The following is a 26,422-nucleotide window of genomic DNA, read 5'->3' on the forward strand; positions in this document are numbered from 1 at the left end:
CCCTATTAACCCATTTGTTATCCCGCTATTTGAGGGCAGTAAGACTCCCTCCTCAAAATTCAGTAACAGTAAAGAAGTTAGATGTGGGATGCACCCAACTGATTAAAGTTTCACTTTATTGTAACATAAAAATATCAATTCTTGGAATCTTTCACCCTACTAAAAGAGGCATGATTATTTCATCATGCCTCTGAAATATTTTGAATGATTGTTTTAATTGCTTCTTTTCCATTATATTTTTTTAGTGCTGTTTTATACTTCTCATTATTTTGATTTAATTCTTCGACATACTTTATAAGAGATTTTACATTTACATCTTCTTCATATAATACGGAGGCATATCCTTGTCTTTCAAAGGACTCTGCATTTAATATTTGATCTCCACGGCTTGCAAATTTCGATAATGGAATTAAAACCATCGGCTTTTGTAATGTTAAAAATTCAAAAATTGCGTTGGAGCCCGCGCGTGAAATAACAAAATCTGTTACCGCTAATATATCTGGCAGTTCTCCATGTACATATTCAAATTGTCTATATCCTTCTTTATTTTGTAAACTTTCATCAAGGTTACCTTTTCCGCAAAGGTGAACAATTTGATACTTTTTAAGAAGTTCTGGTAATGCTTCTCGAGCCGTATCATTAATTTTTTTCGCGCCCAAGCTGCCTCCCATAATCGTAATAACTGGCTTTTTACGTGAAAAACCTAAAAACGCTAAACCTTTTTCACGATTTCCCTTCAGCACTTCTTCACGTACAGGAGACCCCGTATATATTACTTTTTCTTTCGGTAAATGTTTCGCTGCTTCTTCAAATGTAACAAATATTTTCGAAGCAAAACGAAGCGCAATTTTATTTGCTAGTCCTGGCGTCATATCAGATTCATGTAATAAAACTGGTACTCTATTTAGCCATCCGCCAATTACGACTGGTACAGATACGAAACCGCCTTTTGAAAAAATCACATCTGGTTTTAGTTTTCGAATTCTTACATACGCATCCATAACACCCTTCATTACAAGAAAAGGATCTTTTATATTTTTTAAATCAAAATAACGACGTAGCTTTCCACTCGAAATACTATAGTAAGGAATGCCTTCCTTTTCTATAATCGTTTTCTCAATACCTTGGTGAGAACCAATATAAGAGATATCCCAGTTGTCTTCCTGTAAATATGGGATAATGGCTAAATTAGGTGTTACATGTCCTGCCGAACCGCCACCTGTAAAGACTATTTTCTTCATACGTCTCCCCCTTCTAGACTATAATACACTAAAATATCTTGCCTCAGGGTGAGAAAATACCATAGCCGTTACGGACGCTTCTGGCTCCATCATGAATCCTTCTGTTAATGAAATACCTATTTCCTCTGGATGAATTAAGCGAAATAGCTTTTCTTGATCTGCAAGTTCTGGACACGCCGGATAACCAAATGACACTCGTATTCCTCTATATTTCGTACGGAAACGTTCTTCCATCGTCAGTTCAGGTGAGTCCGGAATGCCCCAGCGGTCACGAATGAGCATATGTGTTTTTTCAGCAAGTCCTTCCGCTAATTCAAGCGCTAACGATTGAATGGCATGACTACGTAGGTAATCACCTTTCGCCTTCCACTCTTCAGCAATATCCCGAACTCCTTCCCCAACCGTAACAGATAAGAAAGCAACATAGTCCATCTCATCTCCTATTGGGCGCAAATAATCACCTAAAGTACGATAGGGAGCCTTTCCTTGTCTAGGGAATGTGAAACGCTCTATAACACGCGTATGATCTTCTGGATCATATATTACAATGTTTTGTCCGTCGCTTTGCGCTGGGAAAAATTGATACACTGCTTTCGGCTTTAACCAAGATTGTCCTTCCTGCAATAATTCATCTATTAAATCATTTAATTCATGTGCTCTCTTATCTCCCTCTTTCAAAAGCTTCTTCACATTTCCTTTTAATCCAAGGTGATGCCCAAGTAGCATTTGTCTATTCAGAAATGGTGCGAGATGAAGGGCGGGAACATCTCGTAATACAATTCGTTTTGTTGAATCAGGCACCATAACCTCTGATTTTGGTAATGGCTCAATTACTGCTGGAATTTCTACTTTCTTCTCCTCTTTTTTTACGATATGAAGATGACGTTCTTTTTTATCCTGCTTCATCTTCTCACGCTCTTCTTCTTTTTGAAGCTTATTAATAATATCGAGCCCCGTCATCGCATCACTCGCATAACAAACGAGTCCTTTATATGATGGTGAAATCCGATTATCTGTAAACTTTCTCGTTAACGCTGCACCACCTACAACAATGGGCACATCAATATTTGCCGCTTTTAAATCTTCAGCAGTCGTTACCATTTGTTGAGCTGATTTTACTAATAAACCTGAAAGGCCTATAATGTCCGGCTTCTTTTCTTGTACTTCTTGAACAATTCGATCCGAACGTACATTAATTCCTAAATTAATAATCTCATATCCGTTATTCGCTAAAATAATTTCAACGAGATTTTTCCCAATATCATGCACGTCACCTTTTACAGTTGCTAACAATACTTTCCCTTTTTTCGCACTATCACTAGATTCCATATGTGGCTCTAAATAGCTTACAGCGGCTTTCATACTTTCGGCACTTTGCAATACTTCAGCAACAATAAGTTCATTATTATTAAATAGTCGTCCTACCTCGTCCATCCCTGTCATAAGCGGACCGTTAATAATATCAAGAGGTTTTCTTCCTTCTTCAAGTGCAAGACTTAAATCCTCGTGTAATCCTTGTTTTGTACCTTCTACAATATAATTTGCTAGTCTTTCATCAAGCGTTAACGTTTCTTGCACAACGACATCTTTCTTTTTAGCAACTCGGTAAAAGTTTGTAAATTCTTCTAACGTCTCTTTCGTCGTTTCAAACAGTAATGCATCTGCAAGGCGTTTTTCTTCCTCTGGAATCGACGCATAGCGTTCTAATTTTTCCGTATTCACAATCGCGTAATCTAATCCTGCTTTCGTAGCATGATATAAAAAGACTGAATTTAATACTTCACGTCCAGCCGGTGGTAAACCAAATGATATGTTACTTACACCTAAAATCGTTAAACACTCTGGTAACGCTTCTTTAATAAGGCGAATTCCTTCTATAGTCGCTGCCGCTGAGCCAATATATTCTTCATCACCTGTCCCTACTGGAAACACAAGTGCATCAAAAATAATATCTGACGGGCGTATCCCATACTTCTTTGTAAGTAATTCATAGCTTCTTTTCGCAATTTCTATCTTTCGTTCCGCACTAACCGCCATACCGTCTTCATCAATTGTTCCTACAACTATAGCGGCACCATACTTTTGAAGAAGCGGTGTCACTTTTTTAAATCGTTCTTCTCCATCTTCTAAATTAATTGAATTAATAACAGCTTTTCCTTGAATATAAGTAAGAGCTCGCTCCATCACATTTTCATCTGTTGAATCAATCATAATCGGTACTTTTAAAACTTTCGTAACTTCTGCTAAGAAGTTTTCCATATCTTCTATTTCATCGCGATCAGGATCTGCCATACAAATGTCAATAATATGAGCATTTTTCTTCACTTGCGCTCTTGCCACTTCAGCAGCCTCTTCAAATTTCCCTTCTGCTACTAAGCGTTTAAATTTACGTGACCCAATAACATTCGTTCTTTCACCTACAAATAACGGTCTCATAGACTCATCATATTGCAGTGCTTCTAATCCACTAATTCCATGTCCTTCTCTCTCATGATGGTCACGAGGCCTAAGAGATGCTAGCGCGGATTTCATTGCTTTTATATGTTCTGGTGTCGTGCCACAACAACCACCAATAATATTAACCCATCCTTCTTCAGCAAATCGCTTCACCTTTTCAGCAAGAGAAGATGGAGATTCATGGTAATGTCCATCTTCATCAGGAAGACCTGCATTTGGATAACAAGAAATGTAACACTCCGATAAATCAGATAGTGAACGAATATGGTCCCTCATAAACTCCGGACCAGTCGCACAGTTTAACCCAACAGATAATGGTTTCATATGTTCTACTGATAAATAAAAAGCTTCAATTGTTTGCCCAGCCAGAGTCGTTCCCATTGGCTCAATCGTTCCTGAAATCATAATAGGAACCGTTTTTTTCAGTTCTTCAAAAGCGGCTTGAATTCCAATATAAGCTGCTTTCACGTTACGCATATCTTGACTCGTCTCAACGAGTAATACATCAACTGCTCCTTTTAATAATCCTCGTGCCTGCCTTGTATAAGCCTCAATCAATTCTTCAAAAGTCACACCACCTGTAACACTAATTGCTTTCGTTGTTGGTCCCATCGCTCCCGCAACATATACTTCCTTCCCGCTTTCTTTAACAGCTTGCTTCGCCAAAAGTGCTGCCTTTTCATTTAGTTCTTCATCTAAATGAGACAGATCATAATCACTTAGTACAATATTCGTTGCCCCAAATGTATTTGTTTCAATAATATCCGCTCCAGCTTCAATATAAGCTTTATGAATCTTTAAAATAACGTCTGGTCTTGTTTCCACTAAATATTCATTACAGCCCTCGTACTCTTCTCCTCCGAAATCTTCAGCAGTTAAATCCTCTTGCTGAATCATTGTCCCCATTGCACCATCTAATATTAAAATGCTATTTTTTAATTTTTCTTCTATACACTTCATCAATTAATACCTTCTTTCACTTCTTGCTTTTCTCTTACATATTTAACAAGATGTTCTGTAATTTCATACTTTAAAAATGGTGTAATAAGATAAATACCATTAAAATATTTCATCGCTGCGTCGACCAATTCTTGTGAAATGCGGATCCCTTCCTCAATTGCTGCCTCTTTCGTTTCATGTCCATCCATTCTCTCTCTTATTTCTTCAGGAAGAGTAATACCCGGCACCTCAAAATGAAGAAAATCTGCATTCCGCTTACTTACTAACGGCATAATTCCAATAAAAATAGGTTGTTCCAAATGCTTTGTCGCTTCATACACTTCTTCAATTAACTTGATATCGTAAATTGGCTGAGTTAAAAAATACTCCGCTCCAGCATCTATTTTTCGTTCCATTCGCTTAACCGCTGCTTTTAAGTGCCTCACGTGAGGATTAAATGCGCCGCCTACAGAAAACCTTGTCGCCGGTCCAATTGATTTCCCTAAAATTGAACGTCCATCGTTCATTTCTTTAATCATTTTAATAAGCTCAATAGAGGATAAATCATATACAGAAGTGGCACCGGGAAAATCACCAACGCGCGCTGGATCACCAGTTAAAGCTAACACTTCTTCCATCCCTAACGCCGATAAACCTAACAAATGAGATTGTAGTCCAATGACGTTATGATCTCTACACGTTAAATGCGTCAATACTGGGATATCATGCTTCGTTAATAACGCACCCATCGCCATATTAGAAACACGAGGCGATGCTAATGAATTATCTGCTAGAGTAATAGCATCTGCTCCCGCTCTTTTTAACGCTCTTGCTCCTTCAAAAAAACGCTGTGTATCTAACGTTTTCGGTGGATCTAATTCCACTACAACTGTTGTTTGTTTTTTCGCTTTCTCTGCTAGAGTGACGTGAGCCTTCGAACGTTTCTCATGCGTATGAACGACTTTCGGCCTTTGAATCGTGTCTTTTTCTATTACAGGGGTAATATTCGCAACAGCGCGCTTCATACTTTGAATATGTTCTGGAGTCGTACCACAACAACCACCCAATAACCGAATACCTTGCTCAATAAATCTCGGTGTCATCGCTTCAAAATAAGCTGGACTTCCCTCATATACGTAACGTCCATCCACATAATTCGGGAGGCCTGCATTTGGGTATGCTGATAAATAGCCATTTTGAGGAATCGATATCATTTTGAAAGCTTCCGTCATATGAAGCGGCCCTAGTTGACAATTCAATCCAACAACATTTGCACCGTAATCTATAAGTTGCTTTAATATTTCATTGACATCATTTCCATTTTGAGTCGTACCTGCTTCATGTAACGCTAATTGCGCAACAATTGGAATATTCGTTTGCTTACGCAATACTTTAACGGCATGAAGTAATTCAAATTCATCGTAAAAAGTTTCTAATAGTAATCCATCAACCTGTTCTTCTAGTAAAGCCCCTGCCTGTTCAAGTAACATAAACTCTCTTTCCATATCAGTCGTTGTAACAGCTCCGATATGTTTCATACCACCAATTGTTCCTAAAATTGCATTTTTATCTGTCACAGATGCTTTCGCTAGTTTTACTGCCGCTCTATTAATTTCTGTAACTTGATTTTCTAAACCATACATACGTAATTTCGCCTCATTTGCTCCATACGTATTCGTTTGAATTACATCTGCTCCAGCAGCTACATATTGTTTATGAATCGATATAATTAAGTCTGGATCAGATACATTCAATTCTTCAAAGCTACTTTGCAAACCATGTGAATGCAATAACGTCCCAACCGCACCATCACCTATTACAATTCCTTTTGATAATAAATCTAGTAATTTCACGACTCTCCCTCATTTCTATCAATATAAAAACCCCCTCTTCACTTTGAAGAGGGGGACATAATCGTTCCTCCTCTTATTATGCAAAACATTCGTTTTGCAGGTATTAGCACCGTTTCAAACATTTCGTTTGAAGGTTGCCGGGTTTCACAGGGCCTTTCCCTCCACCGCTCTCAATAAGAGTTGTCTTTATTATTTTATTTATGTAGCTAAAAGGAAATGCGTTCCCCTTTTAACAATGTTTGTTAATTTTTTAATAAATTTAGCATGCACAAAAGTAAAAGTCAATGACACTTGCGGAAAAATAAAAATTATTTAAAATAAAGTTGCAATTCAGTTATATTTTATTGTAAAGTTAAAAACATAATAAAAATTTCATACGAACATTCTTATCTAGAGAGGTAGAGGGACTGGCCCTGTGACGCCTCAGCAACCATTAACATATTGTTAATAAGGTGCTAATTCCAGCAAATTGTGAAAGATTTGACAGATGAGAAGAAGACTCTATTCAAACCGAAAGCCTTCTTCTTAGAAGGCTTTTTTTATTTTATATTCACTTAATGTTTCAATTTAAAAAGGAGGAATTTTCATATGTCAACAATCGAAACAAAACTAGCACAAATCGGAAATCGCAGTGAAACTACAACCGGAACGGTTAATCCACCAGTTTATTTCTCAACCGCTTATCGTCACGAAGGAATTGGTAAATCTACTGGCTTTGACTATTCACGAACTGGCAATCCAACTCGAGGTCTTTTAGAACAGGCGATCGCAGACTTAGAATATGGCGAACAAGGTTATGCCTGTAGTTCAGGGATGGCGGCTGTTCTCCTCGTCCTTTCTCTATTCCGCTCTGGAGACGAACTTATTGTATCTGAAGATTTATACGGGGGAACGTATCGATTATTTTCTGAGCATGAAAAAAAGTGGAATGTTCGATGTAGATACGTAAATACACAGTCTATTAAACAAATTGAGCAAGCTATCACAACTGAAACGAAGGCTATTTTCATAGAAACTCCAACTAATCCATTAATGCAAGTTACTGATATTGCTGCTGTCGCAACTGTAGCGAAAAGGAACGGACTACTCCTTATTGTAGACAACACTTTCTACACACCTTATATACAGCAACCATTAACAGAAGGTGCTGACATTGTACTTCATAGCGCAACGAAATATTTAGGGGGACATAACGATGTACTAAGCGGGCTTGTTGTTGCAAAAGGAAAGGAACTTTGCGAGGAAATCGCTCATTATCATAATGCATCAGGTGCAGTTTTAAGCCCATTTGACTCATGGTTATTAATTCGCGGTATGAAAACGTTAGCGCTTCGCATGAGGCAACATGAAGAAAATGCGAAAGCAGTTGTTGCGTATTTAAATGATGAAGACGGGGTGACAGATGTATTTTATCCAGGAAGAGGTGGCATGATCTCATTCCGCCTTAAAGATGAAGCTTGGATTAATCCATTCTTACAATCTTTATCCTTAATTACATTTGCCGAAAGTCTTGGTGGTGTAGAAAGTTTAATGACTTATCCAGCAACGCAAACACATGCTGATATTCCTGAAGAAATTAGAACAGCAAACGGCGTATGCAATCGTCTTCTTCGATTCTCAGTTGGCATTGAAAATAGTAACGATTTAATTCAAGACTTAAAGCAAGCAATTAAACTCGTAAAAGAAGGTGTAAGAATATGAGCTATTCTATAGATACACTCTTACTACACAACCAATATAAACACGACTCGCAAACAGGCGCTGTGAACGTTCCTATTTATAACACATCAACTTTTCACCAGTTTGATGTAGATACGTTCGGAAAATATGACTATAGCAGGTCAGGAAACCCAACTCGTGAAGCTCTTGAAGATATCATTGCTTTATTAGAAGGCGGAACAAAAGGATTCGCCTTTGCATCAGGCATTGCAGCGATTTCCACTGCATTCCTCCTTCTTTCACAAGGTGATCACGTACTCATTTCAGAAGATGTGTACGGAGGCACTTACCGAGTGATAACTGAGGTACTCTCCCGTTACGGTGTTTCACATACATTTGTTGATATGACCAATTTAGAAGAAATAAAACAAAACATTAAACCAAATACAAAGCTCTTTTATGTAGAAACACCTTCTAACCCACTTTTAAAAGTGACAGATATTCGCGAGGTTTCTAAACTCGCAAAATCTATTGGGGCTCTTACTTTTGTTGATAATACATTTTTGACACCACTATTCCAAAAACCACTTGAACTTGGAGCTGATGTCGTTCTTCATAGTGCTACAAAATTTATTGCTGGTCATAGTGATGTTACTGCCGGATTAGCAGTAGTAAAAGATTCAGAACTCGCTCAAAAGCTTGGATTTTTACAAAATGCATTCGGTGCTATTTTAGGACCTCAAGATTGTTCTCTCGTACTTCGCGGTCTAAAAACATTGCATGTACGCCTCGAACATTCAGCTAAAAATGCCAATAAAATCGCACATTATTTACAAGAGCACTCTAAAGTAAAAAATGTCTATTATCCGGGATTACAAACTCATCTCGGATTTGATATTCAACAATCTCAAGCAACATCAGCTGGAGCGGTCTTATCGTTTACTTTGCAGTCAGAAGATGCACTCCGCAAATTTTTATCAAAAGTAAAATTGCCTGTTTTTGCAGTTAGTTTAGGAGCTGTAGAGTCAATTCTTTCTTATCCAGCAAAAATGTCACATGCAGCACTGTCGCAAGAAGCTCGTGATAAAAGAGGAATCTCTAATTCATTACTTCGGTTATCAGTCGGTCTTGAAAATGTTAACGATTTAATATCCGATTTTGAAAATGCCCTTTCTTATGTAGAAGAACCTGTAAATGCATAGAGAAAAAGAAGATATGAGATTAGGTTTTCATATCTTCTTTTTATGCGGTTTAGCTATATTCATTTGAATTTCTTCTTTTCTTATAGTCCATAAAAAATAAAAGTATATCATCTATTTCTAAATAATGGATTAATTGATATATTAAGAAATAAAAAGGGGTGAAAATAATGGATACTTGTGCAGATATTTTAATCGTTATCGATTTACAAAATGGCGTATGTTATAGCGAGGAGCATTTATTTGATTTACAGAACTTACTAAAAAAAGTAAATAAAAGAATTTATTCATATAGAAAATTAAATAAACCAATCCTTTTTGTTCAACATTGTGATGATGATTTAGTACCCGAGAAAGAACTTTGGGCTATTCATACCGATCTAGATGTTCAAGAACAAGATTTTTTTGTAAGAAAAACACATGCAAATTCATTTTATAAAACAAACTTAAAAGAAATTTTAGATCAATTATCTGTAAATCGCATTGAATTTTGTGGCGCCCAAACAGAGTACTGTATGGATGCAACGATTAAGTTTGCCCACGGACTAGGATACGAAAACTTTATGGGACAGAAAACAACCTCTACGTTGAATAATCCTTTTATGTCCGCAAAAGAGACAATTGATTTTTATGAGAACATATGGAATCACAGATTTTTAACGTTGCTAAAAGATGAATTTTAGAATAAATGACTAATGACTTGATCATCCTAAGATTTATCAGCCGTAATCAAATATTTCATTATCACCATAAAGAAGCGAATGACATTCAGCTTCTTTTCTTTTAACCTGTTTTATATTCTATATATATCATTATAATTCCTTTGTCATATTATTTTAAAAATTTCGTATATTCATTTGAAAGAATAAGAAAATCATGATAAAATTGTGTTACAAATATATCTATATCTTTCAATTTTTAAAACGCATCGAAATTTTCACCCAAAAATGTCATTTTACAAAAACATGCTAATTTACCTATTTTATTTACATCCGGGTCTCTTTTCTTACAATTTCTTTACTTTAGGACTTTTTTTCTGCAACAACTATTTTCTTTTCTTTAAATTTTTGGTATGTATAGTATGGTATAATAGCTCACACGGAGGTGGAAAAGAACATGTTAGAAACCTTTCAAAAAGAATTAGAACTATATGAAAGTAATGCAGAATTATTAAAAGTGCTAGCTCATCCTGTTCGTTTATGTATCGTAAAAGGATTAATCGAGCGCGGTCCAAGCAACGTTTCTACAATGTATACTGGCTTAAACATGCCACAATCTACAATTTCACAGCATTTAGCAAAATTAAAAAGCGCTAAAATCGTTTCTAGTGAAAGAAAAGGATTGGAAATTTATTACAAAGTAGAGAATGAAACAATCATTCAACTCGTTCGTGTATTATTAGGTTAGGGACTAATAATCGCAGAAAAAGAACGTATTCTATATTTTTTATCTCATATCTTTAATATAAATATATATCATGAGAGGAAATATATAATACTACATAAGTCGTATTAAAAAACAAGACACAGTATATACTGTGTCTTGTTTTTTATATTGTTACATACTGATCCAAATGTAAATGTTGCATATCTTTTGTATGTATAACAACATCAAACGAACTCCCTACTCCTCCATTTAAAATCATAGAACGAACTGCTCGATTTTGTTTTTGCGTTTCAGAAAAAGGATTCGTATCTTGATGGCTCGTAAGCTGTTCTAATATCCCTGCAGCTAACAAGAACTCAGATTGTTTCTTATGCCATACTGCACTCATTCCTTGCATACTAAAGATCTCCTTTAGCTCGTCCCAATGAACATGAGTAGTAAGATCCATTTCACCTGGATGCGCTAGTGGGTTACGCATTAGCTTATGCTGATAATATCCTCGCAAACTTCCTTCGCGGTGTGCTGGATGCATCCATTCTTCTTTTGTGTATCCGTAATCAACTGTAATACATATACCTTTTTGAAACCATTTCGAAATTTCTTTTATATACTCCTCCATAACAATTGGTACTTCAAAACGTTGCCCTTCAGCAATATAAATATTATATTTCAATAAATAGCGACCAATTCTTTTATTTAACGGCCTACATACTTCTGAAAGGTTTCCTTCCTCTGTATATGTAATACGTACTTCATACAATATACCATTTCTTTTCTCAATTACTTCAACAGGAAATGCATCAAACAACTCATTCGAAAAAAGAATTCCCTCGAAAGAATCTCCCATTTCACTATAGGAGGTATAGTACGATACATTAGAAAATGAGCCAAGTTGCTCCTGCTGTAATTTCCTATGAAAAGGGCTCACTTCAATCATTGAATAGTTTAAATTAATAAAGGTGTTTGGAGATAATTGCTTCCATTCTTGTAAAACATCATAGGCAAACTTCCCTGTTCCCCCACCAACCTCACAAATATTCGAAGCAACTTCACCATTTTCAACAAGACGAATAAAAAGTTTAGCAAAAGTTTTTGCAAAAACAGAGGATACATTGCTACTTGTAAAAAAATCCCCTTGTCTTCCAATCTTTTCACGTTCTTTCATATAATATCCATGACCCTCCGTATACAATACAAGGTTCATATACGTACTATATGAAATTGAATAATCCTTTTCTTTCCCCATCCATTCTCTTAAAATGAGCTCCATTCCCATAATAACTCCTTATTGTAAAAACGGATTATTTTCTTTTTCAAAGCCAATGCTTGTTTCTGGACCATGTCCACATAACACCGCTGTTTCATCTGGTAATACAAATAATTTCTCTTCAATACTTCCAATTAATTCAGCAAAACTTCCACCAGGCAAATCTGTTCTTCCAATGCTCATTTGGAACAATACATCTCCTGAGAATACAGCATTCGCTTCTTTACTATAATAAGAAATACTTCCTGGAGAATGTCCTGGTGTCTCAAAAACTTCAAAATTAAATGATCCAATTGTTAATGTACCTTCTGCATCAATAATATGATCCGCTGGTTTTGCTGTAATACTGCGGTTCATCATAAAAATTTGAGAGCCGTTTACAGTTGCATCTCCTAACCAATCTGCTTCTTCTTTATGTACGTACACAGGAATATAAAAAGCGTCTCTTACGGCATCAACAGCACCGATATGATCAAAGTGAGCATGTGTTAATAAAACAGCCAATGGTTTTAATTGTTCTTCTTGTAAATATGTAACGAGCTTTTCACCTTCATGACCAGGGTCAAAGATAATGCACTCTTTTTGATCGTTCATTAAAATATAAGCATTTGTTTGTAATGGGCCTAACGGCATTTGTATCCATTTCATATAAAAATCTCCTCCAGTTATTAAAAACTTACTTTTAATGATACAACATTTCTTTCTCTGAGGAAAAGAAAGGATGCTATCTCGACAATCATTTTTAAAACATGTACAATATAAAAGAGTAAATATTCCAAAAACTCATAATAAGAAATGGGTAGACAGAGGAGGATATTGTATGGGCCTTGTTATTATTTTTACACTTGTCACTCTGTTAGCTGTATTTGCTACGCTTAGAACACTTCGTGAAAAAAACTTTTTCGCGAGCGGCTTTGCAATTGCAACTGTACTCGTTTTCGGATGGTTTACGATCATGACTGTTCTATATAACGGGTATCCACCAGCAGCTTAATTCGTTTACACTTTATTCTTCATCGAGATTTTACACAAAAAGAGGAAGGGTTCCCCCTTCCTCTTTTCATATTTCACAACTTATATCATCTTCGCTTCGTATTTGTGCTTTTTTACAAGCCAAGCTCCTCCGATAACACCTGCATCATTACCAAGTGTTGCAATAGCTAACTTCGTGCTCTTTACAGCACGTGAGAAAGCGTATTGCTCGAAATAGCGTTGAATTGGTTCTAATAGCGCATCTCCAGCTTTAGACACGCCTCCACCAATAACAATTTTCTCTGGGTTCAATGTACTAGAAAGGTTCGCTACAGCTAATCCTAAATAAGAAGCTACTTTTTCTACTACTTCACCTGCTAATTCATCACCTTGTCCAAGTGCTTCAAAGACATCTTTTGATGTAATACGTCCTTCTTCAGCTAACATAGAACGCAACACGCTCTCTTTATTAGTCTCTTGTATTTTTTGCATAGCAACACGTACAATACCTGTCGCAGATGCTACTGTTTCTAAGCAACCAGACTTCCCGCAATTACATGGGAAAGCATTTTCTGTAACGACTGTAATATGTCCAATCTCACCAGCAGCACCACTCACGCCGTGTACAATCTCACCATTGGCGATTACACCACCACCAACGCCCGTACCAAGTGTCATACAGATTAAATCTTTTGCACCTTCACCAGCACCTTTCCACATTTCACCAAGCGCTGCTAAGTTCGCATCATTATCAATAACAACAGGTAATCCTGTTTCTACTTCTAATAAATCTTTTAGCGGATAGTTTTTCCATCCTAAATTAACCGCTTCATAAATCATTCCAGACGCCACATGTACAGGACCAGGAGCTCCCATACCAATACCAATTAATTTGCTCTTCAATTCGCCTAATTCTTCTAGCTTTTTATCAATTGCTTTCGCAACATCAAGTGTAATATGTTTTCCTTGCTCACCTGTATTCGTAGGGATTTCCCACTTATGTAAAATTTCACCGTATACATTAATAAATGCTAATTTAATCGTTGTACCACCAAGGTCAACACCAACTAACCATTTCTCTTCCATGTTGCTTACCTACCTTTATCTAATTCTTATTTAGCTCTTTTTGAATTTCTTGCTTCAATAAAAATAAAGCTGTTTGATAGTCTTGTGGATCGATTAGCTGTGATTGATTTAATTCACGCAATTCATCTTGCATTAATTGTAAATCTGCAATTCGATCTCCCGTATAAATAATCGTACCAAATTTCTTTAGCAATTGCTGAATATCATAAATAGATACCATTTCATCACCCTCTATGCTCACTTACTATAAAAAATTATAATAAGAAAACGTTCACATATTTTATTATAATCAAGAAGAAAAAGTCTCGTCAATTTTTATTTGTCTATACAAGCTTATTTATAAGCAGTGTTCCTTTTTCTGTAATAATTTTTTCTATGTTTTTATCAAATGGCTCTACTGGAATGTGTTTTACCATTTGAAAATCATACGCTAATGACAGCGTTTTCCCTTTATAATGCACGAGATAACGATCATAATAGCCACCGCCGTACCCAATTCGCTCTCCTCGTTCTGTATAAGCTACGCCTGGGACAATTTGAAGATCAATTTCATCCATATTCACTTCTTCCGTAAGCCCGGGAATCGGTTCACGTAAATTCATATACACCGTTTCTAATTGATCAAAATCATTAATTTGCCGGAAGGACATCGTTCTAGTTCCTTTATTACACTTAGGAACTACAACTTTCTTTCCTTCTTCCCAAGCTTTTTCGATAATAGGATATGTATTCACTTCATTTTCCATTGAAAGAGTAATTCCAATTGTTTTAGCTTCAACCCACTCTTTTTGCGCATACAACGAAAATGCAATCTGTTCTGATAAAGTTGTATACTGTTCTTCTGATAAAGAATTCATGTGTTCTATTATTTGTTTACGTAAACGTACTTTCTCTGCTTTCACACATTCTCCCCCTTACAGTGACACTTTACTCTATGCTGATAGTGTATCACTTTTAACATAGGAATCGAATAAAAAAAGAAACAGTAGGAAAATATTCCTACTGCTTACTTTGTTTCACGGTGTAACGTAGACTTCTTGTCACGCTTGCAATACTTTTTAAGCTCGATACGCTCAGCGTTGTTACGTTTATTTTTCTTTGAGATATAGTTACGATCTCCGCATTCTGTACATGCTAGAGTAATATTCACACGCATTCTTATTTCCCTCCAGTACTAATAACTTAAATCAGACTATACTATAATACCACTTTTAAAATAAAAATTCTACACCTTTTGATATTGTCTAATTTTTTCTATAAGATTTTTCATATTTTCCCTTGCTATTACTGGGTTTCTAGCATGTGAATACACCAAAAATTTTGGTTGTTTTGTGTCAGAAACGATATAAGACCACTCTTTTTCAGTATATTTGAACTGTACTCCTTCAAATATACCTTCTCCCTTCCTTTCTATATCATCCAATAATTTCCTCATAATTTCCCCTTTTTCATTCCATGAACATACCACTTCATCATAAAGTAAATAGAGCGGAGGTGATTGCTCTACTATGCTGAGAAACGTTTTTCCTTGCAATGCTATTAGCTCGAATAATTTTCCAATCCGATATAAAATATCTCGCTTCCACCTTACTTGAAACGACTTTCTTTCATCCTGCGTATAAAATAGAAGATAACATTCTCCTAACTTCAAAGACATTGGGTAAATATTTCCTGTCGATTCGAGTAAGAAATCTGGAATATCGACCTCTTCCAAATCTGTACCTTGGTAAATATTACTATGTTTATCGTATAACTCGAAATGATTTCCTTGCTCAGAAAACATAAGAGCCATATTCGCTTTACTTGATTTCATCAAAGCTTTCACATGATCTTTTTGTTCGCTTGCATAAATCCATGTAACTGTACAACCAAGTCTTTGTAGAAAGAGCATAAGTAAATGTTGCAACGTATCATTTCTCTTATTAATAAGAAGATGAAACTTCTGCATCTGTATTTTCTCGATATCAATATGCCCCAATATAACTTCTATATACTCATTCATAGAAACATGAACCAGCTTATTTCGCCCCATCTCTTTCTCATGCACGTAATAAAACAATTCGGACATATATACTTGTTCTATCTCTTTTTGCTGCTTATACGTTAACGGCATGCCAGCTTGACCATACAACTTTATAACAATCTCATTCTCATTCTCCACTTGAATGAAAACCCCACCTGCACATTGCAAATGATGAACACTATATTGAAAAAGTGACTCGTTCATTTCTTTACATTCCATCGTATGAATCCCTATACCATGAATAGCATGTAAAAATAAATTTTTATAAGAGGTTGTTTCTATATTTTCTTGACTTCCAATTAATATACTTTCTCCTTTTTTAAAAAGAGAACCATACGCCATCGCAATCTTCACGATAAACTGGGGAGTAATTTCAACATTCCCTCTTCCTACAATGCGGCTTTTTTGTAACCACCCTGCACTCATTTCACTTTCTTGAATACCAGCCGCTCCTACTATCGAATGACTATCAATCGCCTTATAAGGCCATAGTTTTCCTTTTTGCTTAATTACCGTACTTCTTCCGATGTGACAGTGATCCGCTACAACACTTTTTTGAAACAGTGTAACATCATCTTCAACTATTGTACGCTCTCCTATTGTCGTTTCTAATAGTTCACAATACTTCCCAATGTGGGCATTTGCAAAAACAATACTTTTTTGAAGATGAGAATAATTTGAAACGATACTATTTTTCCCAATAATAGAATATGGCTCAATTACAGCTCCTGTACCAATCTTTGCTCCTTCTCCAATAAAAGAGGGGCCATGAATTTTCGTCCCTTTACCAATCGTCACCCCTTCTCCCATCCATACCATCGGTAATACTTCTGTATAAGGAATAGGTACTTGTAACTTTTTCGTTAACAAATCAAATTGTGCTTGTCGATATTGATTAAATGTGCCGATATCTAACCAATAACCTTCTGACAAATATGCGAATAACACATTTTTGTTTGCCAATAACGGAAACACATCATGACTGAAATCAAAAAATTGCCTAGGCGGTATGTAAGAAAAGATTTCTGGCTCCATAATATATATGCCTGTATTCACAACATTAGATACTACCTCATTCCAGCCCGGCTTTTCTATATATCGTGTAACCTCCTGGTCTTTATTCATTACAACCAATCCAAATGAGAGTGGATTTTCTACTTCTTTCACAAACATTGTTACCATTCTTTTCTTTTGTTCATGAAACCTAATTCCTTCTGATAATTGAAAGTCAGTTAATGCATCCCCGCTTATCACAACAAATGTTTCATCTAAAAATTGTTCTGCTTGTTTAATACTCCCTGCTGTGCCAAGCGGAGGAGAGTCTTCAAAATAATACAAGTTAACTCCCCATTTACTACCGTCACCAAAATATTGCTTAATGGTCGTACTCATATATTGAACAGTAATTGCAATTTCACGAATACCATGCTGGCGTAATAACTCAATATTATATTCTAAAACTGGTTTTTCTAATAATGGTAACATCGGCTTTGGAGTATTACATGTTAATGGTCTAAGGCGCCTTCCTTTTCCTCCAGCTAAAATAACCCCCTTCATATACTTCAGCCTCCACTTATATAATGTTCAGTAACTCCATATACCATATGTATATTCCCTATCCCACATGAACTAGCAGCATAAACTTGATTAGTTAAACACATCCTCATTTAGAAGACTATATAATTAAATTTCTAACCTATAAAAAAGTACATTTCAAACAACAAGAAAGCGCTTACTATAAATTGGTAAATAATACTTATTAACGACAAACATATATACTAATTTTTCCATTACATTATGATACATCTTATCATCATAAACTAAAGGAAACAACGAGCTTTTTTTGTCATGTTTTGACTAAAAAAAGCAGGTGATTTCTCATCACCTACTTTCATTCCTACTCATTCAATAAATAATGCTTTCCTTTTACTAAATAAAAGACATTTTCAGCAATATTTGTAATATGATCTGCTACACGCTCAATATATCTCGCGACAAATGATAATTGTGTAATTTGCGTAATTGCTTCTGGTCGTTCCGGAACTGAAGATATAAACTCACGAATTGCTTTTCCATATATTTCATCAACGGAATCATCCATTTCAGCAATTTGTTTCGCAAAAGTTAAATTTTCTTGTTCATATGCTTCTAACGCTAAATGCAACATCTCATTTGCAACCGCAAACATTTCATCTAGGTTGTGCAAACTAACAGCCACTTCTTTTTCCCCAAGACGAATTGTAGCCTTTGCAATATTAACAGCATGATCTGCAATGCGCTCTAAATCTGTCGCTGTTTTAATTGAAATAAAAATCCTTCTTAAGTCACTTGCTACAGGTTGCTGCTTCGTAATGAGCATAAGCGCAAGATCGTTTATTTCCTCTTCTAAATTATCCATGCGGTAATCACCATCAATGACCTCTAACGCTTTCTCTACATCTCTTGTATGCAGACCTTCCATAGCAATCAATAAAGCCGCATTTGCTAATTCTCCAAGCTCAATCACCTTTTGCTGTAACGCTTTTAAATCACCTTGAAACTGTTCTCTTACCATTTTTCTTCCCCCTCAATATTATGTGCCATTATATAAAAGTGAAACTTTAATCAACCCTCATCAATCGGGATTTGATAGGCAGCAAGATCCCCTCCCTAACTTCTTTGCTTTCGCTAAATTTTAAGGTGGGGGTCTTACTGCCCGCAAATAGCGGGGTAAATCTCCTACATAGCCTCTTACGCTTGTAATAAAACTTAAGATAAGGAGAAGTATTACTTCTTTATTAACAGTAAGATAAAATAAGAAATGCCCTCTGTTAAGAGGGCATTTGCTCTTAGCTTTGAAACGATATCAACCAAAGCGACCTGTAATATAATCTTCTGTACGCTTATCTGAAGGAGTCGTAAATAATTTGTTTGTATCTGTATACTCCACAACTTCCCCGCTTAAGAAGAAAGCTGTTTTGTCTGAAATACGCGCTGCTTGTTGCATATTATGCGTTACGATAACAATACTAAAATCTTTCTTTAGCTCTTGAATTAATTCTTCTACTTTTAATGTTGAAATTGGGTCTAATGCCGATGTTGGCTCATCCATTAAAATAACGTCTGGCTCAATAGCTAAGCAGCGTGCGATGCATAGACGCTGTTGCTGTCCACCAGATAAACCGTATGCATTATCGTGCAAACGATCTTTTAACTCATCCCAAATCGCTGCTCCACGTAAACTTTTTTCAACAATTTCATCTAATGTCTTTTTGTCACGAATACCATGGATTTTTGGACCGTATGTTACATTCTCATAAATAGATTTTGGAAATGGATTTGGCTTTTGGAACACCATTCCTACATGCGTTCTTAATTCTTCAACTGGATATGATTTATCAAATATATTGCGTTCTCTATACTCAATTACACCTGTAGTTCGAACGATCGGTACTAACTCTACCATGCGATTTAATGTTTTTAAGTAAGTTGATTTACCACAGCCACTTGGACCGATAATGGCTGTAACTTCATTCTCATGAATACTTAAATTAATATCTTTTAAAGCATGGTCTTCCCCGTACCATAAATTTAAATTTTTCGTATCAAATACTACCTTCTTTGGCGCAGTCTCGATTTTCTCTTCGTTTTTCACCTGTACATTTACTACTGTTGCTACCATTTGAATTCCCCTTTCATCCACTTCCAACTTATTTTCGATTTCGTAACCATAAAACAAATATATTGATAAATAGCAACAAACCTAACAAAACAATCATCCCAGCTGCTGCTACATACTGAAATTCTTCTTGTGGCCTACTCATCCAATTAAAAATTTGAATTGGTAGAACTGTAAATCTATCAAACATACTAAATGGAACATAATTTGCAAACGCAAGTGCCCCAATAACTAATAGTGGTGCAGCCTCTCCAATTGCTCTTGATATCGCTAACGTACAGCCCGTTATAATCCCTGGGAAAGCATATGGCAATACAATTTGATACATCGTTTGCCACTTCGTAGCACCTAATCCGTAAGAACCCTCTAATAAAACACTTGGTACTGATCGAATTGCTTCTTGACTCGCCACAACAACTGTTGGTAAAACGAGTAGACTCATCGTCAATGCTGCTGCAACTATACTCTCTCCTAAATGAAGAGCATATACAAAAATAGTTAAACCAAGCAATCCAAATACAACGGATGGTACTCCTGCCAACGTTTGATTATTAATCTCTATTATTTTTTTAAATAGAGATTCCTTCGCATATTGCTCTAAATAAAGTGCTGTTCCAACTCCAAATATAAAAGAAACAGGTATAACAATACTCATAAATAATATTGTCCCTGACAAAGCTGCAGCAATACCAGCTTCTTTCGGATTACGTGAAGCGAAATTTGTAAAGAAATCTATTGAAAGATAACTTATACCTTTTTCAACAATTTGAAACAGTAACAAAAACAAAATTACGATTGAAAATAAAATTGCTATATAAAATAACAATTTGTAAATTCGATCTTTTAAAAAGCGTGATGCCATATTTTTTTGTATTTTTTTATGATTCAACATTCGCATATTATGTCATCCTCCTAAAACGGCGCATAATTGACTGCGAAATGATGTTCATAATAAAGGTAAACAAAAATAACGTTGCGCCTACAGCATACATGCTGTAATACGTAATCGTTCCATGCGGAGCATCACCTAAACTTACTTGCACAATATAGGCTGTTAACGTTTGAATAGAATGTGTCGGATCAAGCGATACATTTGGTGTGGATCCTGCTGCAATTACAACGATCATCGTTTCACCAATTGCACGAGAAGCTGCTAATATAATTGCTGCCATAATCCCTGTAAAAGCGGACGGAAACACCACTTGTTTTACCATTTCAAACCGCGTCGCTCCGAGTGCTAATGAAGCTTCTTTCGTCCCTTTCGCCACAGCTCTCATCGCGTCTTCAGATAGAGATGCAATTGTAGGCATCATCATAAATCCGATAACGATTCCTGGACTAATCGCATTAAAAAACTGTAAATCTGGTATAATCCTTTGTAAAAGCGGTGTAACAACTGTTAATGCAAAAAAACCATATACAATTGTCGGGATACCTGCTAATAGCTCTAACATCGGCTTTAATATTTTCCGTGCACTATTTGAAGCATATTCGCTTAAAAATACGGCACACGCTAAACCGATAGGAATTGCTACAAACATAGCAATTGCTGTTACAAGGAACGTTCCACATATAAGTGGTAATATACCGAATTTAGGATCTTCAAAAAATGGTAACCATTCTTTCTCCGTTAAAAAGGAGTATAATGATATTTTTTGAAAAAACATGATTGTTTCATTAGAGAGCGTAAAAACAATTCCAAGTGTCGTCACAATAGAAACACTAGCAATTATTTTTAGTAATAAAGGCACTATTCGATTGATTCGCTGCGTTTTTTTTCTTTGTTTTGTATTTCTTTCAATCAAATGTTGTACAGAAAATGTAATTTGACTTTTGTCATTATGAGCCAAAGATGAAAACCCCTTTCCACCCTGACATTACCTTTTTATTTCTGTTAACATACGCAGCTGTTCATTGTATTTTTCTTTTCTTAATTTTACATATCCGACCTCTTCAGCGAGGTTACCGACATGCTGAATCATAAACTCAACATAGTTTGCTACATTCATTTTATTTCGGATAGATGCATTATTCACATAAGTAAGTAGCGGCCTAGATAACGGCTTATACTTACCTGATTGAATGGTCTCTTTCGTCGGAAATACACCATTTACTTTTATTGCTTTCACCTTATCTCGATTAGCCATATAATAAGCATATCCTACAAAAGCAATGGCATGTTTATCATTCATTACCCCTTGCATAATAACTTGATCATCTTCAGACAAAGAGACTTTTTTTACAATGCGATGATTTTGTAAGATGACATTTTGAAAATAATCATACGTACCAGAGTCTACGCCTGGTGCATAAAACTTCACTTGTTCACGTGGCCATGTTGAATGAATTTGTGACCATCGCTTCTCTCTTCCATCTTCACTCCAAAGTAGTCGTAACTCGTCTACTGACATATCGTCTACCCATGTATTATGGCGATTCACAACAATCGTAAGACCGTCGTTAGCAACCTCAAAAGGTGTGAACTGAATAGAGTTTTTCTTCATTTCATTTTTCTCGACTTGTTTCATTACTCTCGAAGCATTATTTATATCTACTTCTCCTTTACTGAAACGATTAAATCCTCCCCCAGTTCCAGAAATACTGATGGAAATTTTCACGTCTGGATGCACCTTTGTATATTCCTCCGCTACTGCTTCTATAATAGGAAAAACCGTTGAGGATCCATCAACTCTCACTTCTCCCGTATCATTTAAAGCAAATGCAGTAGACATTTCAAAACAGAGGAACCATATTGATAATACGAAAACTTTAATCGGTGTACGCATCCATTTCACGTGTTCTTCCTCCTAGAAGTAACCGGAAATAACAGGATTACAGATATAAGAATACTGCTAAACTATTAATTCGGTTTTAATTGTTTGTAAAAGTTTTGTAAAGTTCCACAAAAATCAACATACGGTACAATTTTAATTCAGTAGTAGCTATTCATTTCCTCTGATGATTTCCCTATAAAACAGTTATCCCCTATCCCATCATATACAAGTATCATTTATACGGCCGCGTTTTTTCAATGTTGTATACTTGTCCACATTTATTACACGATATGCATAAACCATAAAAAAAAGCACACTATCTTTTCAGATAGTGTGCTTTTTTACAACTTTTTTATTCATCATCTTGCTCTTTATTTTTATTGTCTTTATCATCTTTTGGAGCTTCACCATTTACTTCCTTGTTTTTCAAATCAAAGTAAGCGTCCATAATTTCACGACCAATATATCCATTAATACCAGTCTTATCATCATGTACCCATGGAACGACAACAGAGAATGCTACTTCTGGATCTTCAAGTGGCGCATAACCTACTAATGTTAAGTTATATGTTTCCACACGTTCACCTTTTGCATTTCTACCAATCTCTTTATCTCCACCATACACAGTTTGCGCCGTACCCGTCTTCCCTGCCGCTTTATATTTTGCACCTGTAAAGTATTTTGTAGCTGTACCACCTGAATCATTATACACTTGTCTAAATCCTTCTTGAACATGTTTAATTTGCGATTCCGGCATATCAATACGATTTAATACTTTCGGTTCCATAGATTGAACAACTTTCCCAACTTCATCTGGTTTCACTGCCGGTTGACGAATTTCTTTTACAACTTGTGGTTGCATGCGATATCCGCCATTGGCAATCGTCGAAATATATTGCGCTAATTGAAGCGGTGTATACGTATCATACTGTCCAATTGATAAATCTAGTAAGAAACCTGGTTGACTACTTCTACCCATCTGACCAGCAGATTCATTCGGTAAATCAATTCCTGTTTTTACACCAAGTCCAAACTGTCCAAAATAATAACGCATCGTATCAAATGCTTTTTGAGGTATATCTAACGTACCACCTCTCACATATTTAACACCGGCGATATTCATCGCTGTTTTAAACATATAAACGTTAGAAGACATTTTTAAAGCTGTAAGGTCATTAATGTATCCCATCGTTTTCCAAGACGACTTCGTAGGTGTACCTTTTAATTTAATTGGTTCATCCAATTGCACCGATCCTGGTTGAATCGCACCAGTTTGATATCCAGTAAGTACTGTTGCACCTTTTACAGTTGATCCCATCGGATAAGAACTTGTCATGGTACCTAATGCAAAGTCATTTACTTTCGTTTGACCATCTTCGTTAACTAATTGTTTCCCCGCCATAGATAAAACTTCACCATTTTTTGGGTTCATCATTACAACGAATGCGCGATCTAAAAGAGGTTCGCTTCCTTTAAATCTCATTAAATTCTTCGCAAGAATATCTTCCACACGCTTTTGTAATTCCATATCAATTGTTAAATTCAGATCATTACCACTTTGTCCTTTTGATACATTAATCGTTTCTAAAATATTACCGTTTTTATCTGTAACATTTCTAACTTCTGCTTTCGTACCGTGCAGACTATCTTCATACTGTTGTTCAAGATAACTTTTTCCTACTCGGTCATTTCGATTATAATCACGAACAAGATAGTAATCTAGTCTTTCTCTCGGTAAGCCTTCATCAGATGTCGACACCCCACCTAATACACTTCGGAATAAATCATCGTACGTATATTTTCGCTCCCAATCAACATTCGTATCTACACCTGGTAATGCTGCTAGGTTTTCACTAATAATCGAATATTCCTTTTCTGTAGCATCCTTTTTAATAACTTGAGGTGTCATTGCATATCCGCCGTCCATCTTACTTTTAATCGCTAGTATTTCTAGATCTTTTGCGGATAATTGATTAATCTCTTCTTCTGTTACACGACTTCGCTGACGCTCGTCTAATTCTTTATCATCAATTTTTTTATCTTTAAACTCTTGACGATCTTTATTCGTAATTTTTTCTTTAGCTTCCTCTTTATGCATAGCAAGCCAATAATCTTTTTTATCGCGATCTGTTAATTTATCTGTCGGTACTTCAATCAAATCTGCTAGCTTTTTCGCTGTTTCTAAGCGATCTTCTGCAGTTGATCCTTTCATTTTTGTAAATGTAATAGTACGAACGGCTGCATTATCTACTACAGGTCGCCCATAACGGTCAAATATTTTCCCACGCGGTACAGGATTACTTATCGTTGAGTTTTCTTTCTTCTCCACTTCATTCTTATATTCTTCACCGCGAACAATTTGTACATATCCGAGCCTTACAATAACCGCGGAGAACATTAAAAACACGCAGAAAAACAGCACGTTTAACCGAAAAGGAACGTGGGTCTTTTTCTTATTTTGCTTCTGCTTCTTGCTCATACAAACCCCCTCTACCAACAGCTATGTAATGTGAAAGGGACACCTTCATACAGGTGTCCTCACTGCTGTCTTACATCTTTTTCTATTCTAGCATAAAACAAACGAGAAGTTAACCTTCTGGTTCAGTTTGATTTTGCGCGTTCCCTTGCGTTACAACACTTGCTTTACTCGCATTTCCCTCATCATATTTGACATTTTTAACTGCAAAATAAATAAGAAAATGTCCAGCACCTAAAATACATAATAAGTAAGGTAAACTTTTTTCAGGTGGAAAGAATAGTACAGCACATAAAAAACTTAAAATGGAACAGATTCTTCCGGCGTTTAACCACAACTCCCGAACAACGACATATTCCACACGCCATTCTCTCGCATTTTTCGCTCTACCAATTACGTCATATGTCATTGATCCGTACGGAACAAGTAAAATAGGATATGCAATTGCAATACATGCCGCATAAATAAGTAATTTCGTGTATGTAACATTGAAAATAACTAAAAAGACGACAGCATATAAAATAATGCCTCCAAGTAAAATTGCTTTTTTTCGCCACTCCTTCTTTAACATACGAGCAACTAAGTAATAACATACAAAGGATACAGCAGAGTTCACTAAACTGTATTTCCCTAATGCAAACTCACTATTAGTTGCTAAATAAACATATACTGAAATGACAAAAATAAACGTTCCTTCTCTCAATCCTTGGAAAAAATGAGCTCGTGTAATCTTTCCCCAATTTTTATCAATCCGTCGTTCTTTCAATACTTGCACGATTTCATAACGCCCTTCACATTCTCTTTTAGATAAAAAGAAGCTTAAGACGACAGCAATTGCAAATAGAACTAATGAAAGAAAGAATATAACAGTATAGCCACTCCATTTCTCCATACGTGAAATTGTGTATCCTGCTGCTATTGGTCCAATCATTCCAGAGAAGGATGTAAGAAGTCCAAGAAACCCATTAAAGAAATCTCTTGTTTCTGGTTCTGTAATTTCAAATGTCAATAAGTTAAAAGCCAACCAGTAAAAACCGTATCCTACTCCTAAAAGAGCCCCCATTAATAAAATATACTGAGAAGCACTTTTCCCTGCTACTAAGACAACAATAAAAAAAATTGCGAGCGTCCCTACTCCTATTCGTAATAAAATCGAGCGATCGATACGTTTCGCTAATTTTCCCCCTACAAGAAATGTGAGAGGCTGTAATACCACGCTGGCTAAATTATACAAGCCAAGATTCACATAATTTTGTGTTTGTTTCCATAAATAAATATTTACAAACGTATTCGATAAAGAAATTGCGAGCGTGTATAAACCTCCTATAAGGAGCAATAACACTAAATCCCGATTCACTTCAACGTCACCAATTATATGTTTCCATTTCATACACAACTCTCCTTTACTTCATGTTCTAGTCTTCCAAAGACA

Annotated in this window: 22 protein-coding genes and 2 riboswitches; of the genes, 5 read left to right on the top strand and 17 right to left on the bottom strand. The window is 35.9% G+C overall.

All coding sequences use genetic code 11. The annotated features are described in order from the left end of the window. Window positions 1-182: 182 nt before the first annotated feature. The 3 genes from murG to GD442_RS20865 are packed head-to-tail and all read right to left on the bottom strand — an operon-like array spanning window position 183 to window position 6,490. A complete protein-coding gene (gene murG / locus GD442_RS20855; RefSeq protein ID WP_000724776.1) occupies window positions 183-1,241 on the bottom strand; it encodes an undecaprenyldiphospho-muramoylpentapeptide beta-N-acetylglucosaminyltransferase in 1,059 nt (352 codons plus the stop codon). An 18-nt stretch (window positions 1,242-1,259) separates the two neighbouring features. Further along, window positions 1,260-4,658, bottom strand: coding sequence for a methionine synthase (gene metH / locus GD442_RS20860; protein WP_000649674.1), 3,399 nt, complete (start codon window positions 4,656-4,658; stop codon window positions 1,260-1,262). Then, a complete protein-coding gene (locus GD442_RS20865) occupies window positions 4,658-6,490 on the bottom strand; it encodes a bifunctional homocysteine S-methyltransferase/methylenetetrahydrofolate reductase (protein WP_000770352.1) in 1,833 nt (610 codons plus the stop codon). The genes metH and GD442_RS20865 overlap by 1 nt, the downstream gene beginning before the upstream one ends. 70 nt (window positions 6,491-6,560) lie before the next feature. Further along, a riboswitch (SAM riboswitch) is annotated at window positions 6,561-6,670 on the bottom strand. A gap of 203 nt (window positions 6,671-6,873) precedes the next feature. After that, window positions 6,874-6,984, top strand: a riboswitch (SAM riboswitch). A gap of 94 nt (window positions 6,985-7,078) precedes the next feature. Between GD442_RS20865 and metI the strand changes: the two genes are divergently transcribed. From metI to GD442_RS20885, 4 genes are all read left to right on the top strand, one after another. Beyond that, window positions 7,079-8,191, top strand: a complete 1,113-nt coding sequence (gene metI / locus GD442_RS20870) for a cystathionine gamma-synthase/O-acetylhomoserine thiolyase (RefSeq protein ID WP_000103897.1) — start codon at window positions 7,079-7,081, stop codon at window positions 8,189-8,191. Then, a complete protein-coding gene (metC, locus tag GD442_RS20875) occupies window positions 8,188-9,351 on the top strand; it encodes a cystathionine beta-lyase (RefSeq protein ID WP_000122299.1) in 1,164 nt (387 codons plus the stop codon). Before metI ends, metC begins: the two co-directional genes overlap by 4 nt. A 167-nt stretch (window positions 9,352-9,518) precedes the next feature. Beyond that, window positions 9,519-10,031 carry a cysteine hydrolase family protein gene (locus tag GD442_RS20880; RefSeq protein WP_000379156.1) on the top strand — a complete coding sequence of 171 codons (513 nt, stop codon included), beginning with the start codon at window positions 9,519-9,521 and terminating at the stop codon, window positions 10,029-10,031. Window positions 10,032-10,464: 433 nt separating this feature from the next. Further along, window positions 10,465-10,755: an ArsR/SmtB family transcription factor gene (locus GD442_RS20885; RefSeq protein ID WP_000894377.1), complete on the top strand. Its 291-nt coding sequence runs from the start codon at window positions 10,465-10,467 to the stop codon at window positions 10,753-10,755. 142 nt (window positions 10,756-10,897) lie between these two features. Here the strand turns inward: GD442_RS20885 and GD442_RS20890 are convergent, their stop codons facing one another. Both GD442_RS20890 and GD442_RS20895 read right to left on the bottom strand, forming a co-directional pair. Continuing rightward, window positions 10,898-12,010, bottom strand: a complete 1,113-nt coding sequence (locus tag GD442_RS20890; protein ID WP_000525154.1) for a class I SAM-dependent methyltransferase — start codon at window positions 12,008-12,010, stop codon at window positions 10,898-10,900. A gap of 9 nt (window positions 12,011-12,019) precedes the next feature. After that, window positions 12,020-12,649 carry an MBL fold metallo-hydrolase gene (locus GD442_RS20895; RefSeq protein WP_000871231.1) on the bottom strand — a complete coding sequence of 210 codons (630 nt, stop codon included), beginning with the start codon at window positions 12,647-12,649 and terminating at the stop codon, window positions 12,020-12,022. A 172-nt stretch (window positions 12,650-12,821) separates the two neighbouring features. On the opposite strand from GD442_RS20895, the gene GD442_RS20900 reads away from it, so the two are divergent. Continuing rightward, window positions 12,822-12,995, top strand: a complete 174-nt coding sequence (locus tag GD442_RS20900; RefSeq protein ID WP_000524852.1) for a DUF2759 domain-containing protein — start codon at window positions 12,822-12,824, stop codon at window positions 12,993-12,995. 80 nt (window positions 12,996-13,075) lie between these two features. On the opposite strand, the gene glcK is transcribed toward GD442_RS20900, so the two are convergent. The 12 genes from glcK to GD442_RS20965 all read right to left on the bottom strand — a co-directional run bounded on the left by glcK (window position 13,076) and on the right by GD442_RS20965 (window position 26,380). Beyond that, window positions 13,076-14,059 carry a glucokinase gene (glcK, locus tag GD442_RS20905; RefSeq protein ID WP_000391704.1) on the bottom strand — a complete coding sequence of 328 codons (984 nt, stop codon included), beginning with the start codon at window positions 14,057-14,059 and terminating at the stop codon, window positions 13,076-13,078. A gap of 19 nt (window positions 14,060-14,078) precedes the next feature. After that, a complete protein-coding gene (locus GD442_RS20910; protein ID WP_000253699.1) occupies window positions 14,079-14,279 on the bottom strand; it encodes a YqgQ family protein in 201 nt (66 codons plus the stop codon). A gap of 103 nt (window positions 14,280-14,382) precedes the next feature. Further along, window positions 14,383-14,961 carry a 5-formyltetrahydrofolate cyclo-ligase gene (locus tag GD442_RS20915; RefSeq protein ID WP_000642749.1) on the bottom strand — a complete coding sequence of 193 codons (579 nt, stop codon included), beginning with the start codon at window positions 14,959-14,961 and terminating at the stop codon, window positions 14,383-14,385. A gap of 104 nt (window positions 14,962-15,065) precedes the next feature. Further along, window positions 15,066-15,215 (bottom strand): 50S ribosomal protein L33, encoded by a 150-nt coding sequence (gene rpmG / locus GD442_RS20920; protein ID WP_001265616.1) that lies wholly within the window; start codon window positions 15,213-15,215, stop codon window positions 15,066-15,068. Window positions 15,216-15,284: 69 nt separating this feature from the next. Continuing rightward, window positions 15,285-17,639, bottom strand: coding sequence for a sugar phosphate nucleotidyltransferase (locus tag GD442_RS20925; RefSeq protein WP_000679334.1), 2,355 nt, complete (start codon window positions 17,637-17,639; stop codon window positions 15,285-15,287). A gap of 340 nt (window positions 17,640-17,979) precedes the next feature. Further along, window positions 17,980-18,636 carry a phosphate signaling complex protein PhoU gene (gene phoU / locus GD442_RS20935; protein ID WP_000251242.1) on the bottom strand — a complete coding sequence of 219 codons (657 nt, stop codon included), beginning with the start codon at window positions 18,634-18,636 and terminating at the stop codon, window positions 17,980-17,982. 291 nt (window positions 18,637-18,927) lie between these two features. Then, window positions 18,928-19,743, bottom strand: a complete 816-nt coding sequence (pstB, locus tag GD442_RS20940; RefSeq protein WP_000226686.1) for a phosphate ABC transporter ATP-binding protein — start codon at window positions 19,741-19,743, stop codon at window positions 18,928-18,930. Between the two features lie 28 nt (window positions 19,744-19,771). Continuing rightward, window positions 19,772-20,638: a phosphate ABC transporter permease PstA gene (pstA, locus tag GD442_RS20945; RefSeq protein ID WP_001242557.1), complete on the bottom strand. Its 867-nt coding sequence runs from the start codon at window positions 20,636-20,638 to the stop codon at window positions 19,772-19,774. 1 nt (window position 20,639) lies between these two features. Next, window positions 20,640-21,590, bottom strand: a complete 951-nt coding sequence (pstC, locus tag GD442_RS20950; RefSeq protein WP_000940918.1) for a phosphate ABC transporter permease subunit PstC — start codon at window positions 21,588-21,590, stop codon at window positions 20,640-20,642. 27 nt (window positions 21,591-21,617) lie between these two features. Further along, entirely contained in the window at window positions 21,618-22,535 is a 918-nt protein-coding gene (locus tag GD442_RS20955; protein WP_000871830.1) for a PstS family phosphate ABC transporter substrate-binding protein, read from the bottom strand. A gap of 331 nt (window positions 22,536-22,866) precedes the next feature. Further along, entirely contained in the window at window positions 22,867-24,993 is a 2,127-nt protein-coding gene (locus GD442_RS20960) for a peptidoglycan D,D-transpeptidase FtsI family protein (RefSeq protein ID WP_000038992.1), read from the bottom strand. A 109-nt stretch (window positions 24,994-25,102) separates the two neighbouring features. Then, window positions 25,103-26,380, bottom strand: a complete 1,278-nt coding sequence (locus GD442_RS20965) for an MFS transporter (protein WP_000871384.1) — start codon at window positions 26,378-26,380, stop codon at window positions 25,103-25,105. Between the last annotated feature and the right edge of the window lie 42 nt (window positions 26,381-26,422).

Origin of the sequence: Bacillus sp. A260 (genome assembly GCF_009861435.1) — a bacterium.
Taxonomy (GTDB): Bacteria; Bacillota; Bacilli; order Bacillales; family Bacillaceae_G; genus Bacillus_A; species Bacillus_A cereus.